Genomic DNA, 3,410 nt, shown 5'->3' on the forward strand with positions numbered 1-3,410 from the left:
GCGTGTCGCATGGACCACCTGAGTCAGCCCAGATCGAAGGAATGTGACATTCGGCCACGTACGGGAGGTCGTAGGGGCGCTACCCCAGCTTGTCGGGCAGGCGCAGGTCCGGCTTGTCGAGCTCTTCGATGTTGACGTCCTTGAAGGTGATGACCCGGACGTGCTTGACGAAGCGGGCGGGGCGGTACATGTCCCACACCCACGCATCGGACATGCGCACTTCGAAGTACACCTCGCCGCCGGAGTTGTGCGGCAGCAGCTCGACCGCATTGGCGAGATAGAACCGTCGCTCGGTCTCCACGACGTACGCGAACTGACCGACGATGTCCCGGTACTCCCGGTACAGCGAGAGCTCCATCTCGGTTTCGTACTTCTCGAGATCCTCGGCACTCATCGGTCTCGGTGTCCTCCCGTTCTGGTGTGTTGATCCATCATCCCGCATCCGCCTCGTCGGAGCCGAATCGGCCGGGGCCGGCGTCGTCGCCGAGGAGGGCGGCAACGTTGGCGTACCGCAGCCGATGCTCCCGGCTGGGGCCGAGGTCCCGCAATGCCGCCATGTGCGCGGGGGTGCTGTAGCCCTTGTGGACGGCGAAGCCGTAGCCGGGCAGTTCGCCGTCGAGGTCGACCATGATCCGGTCCCGGGTGACCTTGGCGAGCACGCTCGCCGCCGCGATGCAAGCCGCCGCGGCGTCGCCGCCGATGACCGGCAGCGACGGCGCCGGCAGGCCGGGCACGCGGAAGCCGTCGGTGAGGACGTACCCGGGCGCGACGGACAGCCGCATCACCGCGCGGCGCATGCCCTCGATGTTGGCCACGTGCACGCCGATGACGTCGATCTCGGCCGCCGGCACGATCACCACGCTCCACGCCACCGCGCGACGGCGGATGATCGGGAACAACTCCTCGCGGGTCTTCTCGGTGAGCCTCTTGGAGTCGTCGAGGCGCGCGAGCGACGGGTGCGGTTTGGGATCGAGGATGCAGGCGGCGACGACCAGCGGCCCGGCGCAGGCGCCGCGGCCGGCCTCGTCGACACCCGCGACCGGCCCGAGCCCGCACCGCACGAGCGTCGACTCCATGGTGCGCAGGCCCGCGGACCTGCGGATCACGGCACGCGGCGGCCACGACGTCACGGTTGCTGGATCTCCGGGGAATCGATGGTGCCCCACCGCGACGGCGGCAGGACGATGAACCGGGCCTTGCCGATCACGTTGTCGATCGGGATGGTGCCCTGGTTCTCGTCGGCGACGTGGTAGCGGGAGTCCGCGGAGTTCGAGCGGTTGTCGCCCATGACCCAGAGGTGACCGTCCGGCACGGTGACCGGCCCGAAGCACCGGCCCGAGCGCACCTCGGTCTCGCAGGTGACCACGCCGGGTGTGAACGGGAAGTCCATCTCGATGTACGGCTCGTCGAGGGGCTTGCCGTCGACGAGGACGCGGCCCTGGTCGTCGCAGCATTCGACGGTCTGCCCGCCGACGGCGATCACACGCTTGACGAGGTCGTTCTCGTCGGGCGGGACGAGTCCGACGAGGGATCCGACCTCCTGCACGCCGCGGATCACGACGTTGTCGGAGCGGGTGGAGACGTAGCCGGTGGACCAGGAGTCGGGGCCACGGAAGACCACGACGTCGCCGGGCCGGGGGTCGCCGAAGCGATAGCCGATCTTCTCGACGACGATCCGGTCGCCGGTGCAGCCGGGGCAGCCGTGCAGCGTGGGTTCCATCGACTCCGAGGGGATGAGGTAGACCCGCGCGACGAAGGTCTGGAGCAGGAAGCTCAGCACGAGTGCGACGAGGATCAGGACGGGCAGTTCCCGCAGGAACGACTTCTCCTTCTTGTCCTGTTTCCGATCGCGTTCGGGCGTGTCGTCGGTGCTGCGCTGCTGCATCTCCGGCACGGCCGGGTCTCGCGATGAATCTGCCACCGAATCAGAGTAGCCCGGCCCGGAACGAATCCGGACCGGGCTACTCGGGGCCTGGCGGTCAGCGCGACGAGGTCAGCGCTTTTCCTTGATCTTGGCGGCCTTGCCCCGCAGCTCGCGCAGGTAGTACAGCTTGGCGCGACGCACGTCACCGCGGGTGACGACCTCGATCTTGGCGAGGTTGGGGCTGTGCACCGGGAAGGTCCGCTCGACGCCGACGCCGAACGACACCTTGCGCACGGTGAAGGTCTCGCGGATGCCACCGTTCTGGCGACGGATCACGACGCCCTTGAAGACCTGCACGCGCTCCTTGGAGCCCTCGATGACCTTCACGTGCACGTTCAGGGTGTCGCCGGCACGGAAGTCCGGAATGTCGTCGCGCAGGGACTTGGCGTCCAGGAAGTCCAGGGTGTTCATCGGTTGTCATCCTCGCTTGTTCGCATGAGCAGAGGAACCGAGCGGCAGCCGCCGGAAGGCGGTGCTCGACTGGTTCGTGCCCAGGTCAGGTATGCGTGCCCGAGCCGGGCAACCCGTCAATTGTGCCAGACGGTGCCGGGGTGGCGGAAATCGGCGGGGGCGCGGCGTGCACCGTGCGGGCCAGTTCGGCTTCGGCGGCGACGCGGGAGTGCTCGACGGCCCCGTGCACGGTGTCCATCGTCGGTTTGCCCGCGACGAGGTCCTGCACGAAGATCTTCGCCCGGATCACCGGGCGCCGATAGCGCCTCTCCCGCTCGATCGCGCGGCGCATCTTGCGGACCTTGCCGCTGTAGCGCCACCGCGCCCAGGGGGCGCCGGGCCGCGACAGGCGCACCGCGCCGATCAGCAGCAGTGGGAAGACGAAAAGGCCGATCAGGCCCGTCCAGATCTTGCCCTTGGCCAGCACGACCGCCGCGAGGGCGAGATTTGCGAGCGCGGAGAGGGCGATCAGCGTGCGGGTGACCCACGACGGGTCCTCCCGGAAGTTGGTGACGTCGGCGAACTCGAGGGGCTGCAGGCCGAGCAACACCAGGCCGGTGACGGCGATCGCGACGAAGACCGCATCCACCGAGACGCGTCCCTCCTGCTCCCAGTACACGTCGTTGAGATAGAAGATCAGGGCGAACTCGTCGAGCACGAGCGCGGTCCCGATGCCGAAGAGCGTGGCCAGGGCCGCTCCGGTGGTCTGCGTGCCGTCCTCGTAGACCGCGATCAGGGACCCGCCCGCGATCACCATGGTGACCACGCCGAACACCACGTGGTGCACGTGGTGCCCGCCGGGGGTGACATTGCCGGGCCACCAGCGCACCTGGGCGCGGATCATGCGGACGCTGAATCGGATGAAGAGGAACGCGAGGAGGAATCCGAGCAGGAAGAACAGCAGCGGCAGTCGCCCGCGCTCGATGATCTCGCGCTGCAGCCACTCGGTCACCGCAGTCACCGCGCAATCGCCCTCGGAACGCCGTCGACGAGGCGGAGCGGGTCCTTCGGCGCGCGGCCGGTCGTCACGGTGGGC

At 68.6% G+C, this 3,410-nt stretch carries 5 protein-coding genes; all 5 read right to left on the reverse strand.

Going from position 1 to position 3,410, the window contains the following annotated elements:
* Positions 1-79 precede the first annotated feature (79 nt).
* The gene (locus CQZ88_RS01170; protein WP_003939014.1) at positions 80-394 is read right to left on the reverse strand and encodes a DUF2469 domain-containing protein; all 315 of its coding nucleotides are present in this window, start codon (positions 392-394) and stop codon (positions 80-82) included.
* Between the two features lie 37 nt (positions 395-431).
* Positions 432-1,130, reverse strand: coding sequence for a ribonuclease HII (locus CQZ88_RS01175; RefSeq protein ID WP_006944319.1), 699 nt, complete (start codon positions 1,128-1,130; stop codon positions 432-434).
* Complete coding sequence (gene lepB, locus CQZ88_RS01180; RefSeq protein WP_044476372.1) at positions 1,127-1,885, reverse strand: signal peptidase I; 759 nt, start codon at positions 1,883-1,885, stop codon at positions 1,127-1,129. The genes CQZ88_RS01175 and lepB overlap by 4 nt, the downstream gene beginning before the upstream one ends.
* 108 nt (positions 1,886-1,993) lie before the next feature.
* On the reverse strand, positions 1,994-2,335 hold the full coding sequence (gene rplS, locus CQZ88_RS01185; RefSeq protein WP_003939017.1) for a 50S ribosomal protein L19: 342 nt from the start codon (positions 2,333-2,335) through the stop codon (positions 1,994-1,996).
* A gap of 85 nt (positions 2,336-2,420) precedes the next feature.
* Positions 2,421-3,326 carry a hypothetical protein gene (locus CQZ88_RS01190; RefSeq protein WP_006944315.1) on the reverse strand — a complete coding sequence of 302 codons (906 nt, stop codon included), beginning with the start codon at positions 3,324-3,326 and terminating at the stop codon, positions 2,421-2,423.
* Positions 3,327-3,410 lie beyond the last annotated feature (84 nt).

The organism is Rhodococcus sp. ENV425 (genome assembly GCF_002887785.1).
Classification (GTDB): domain Bacteria; phylum Actinomycetota; class Actinomycetes; order Mycobacteriales; family Mycobacteriaceae; genus Rhodococcus; species Rhodococcus aetherivorans.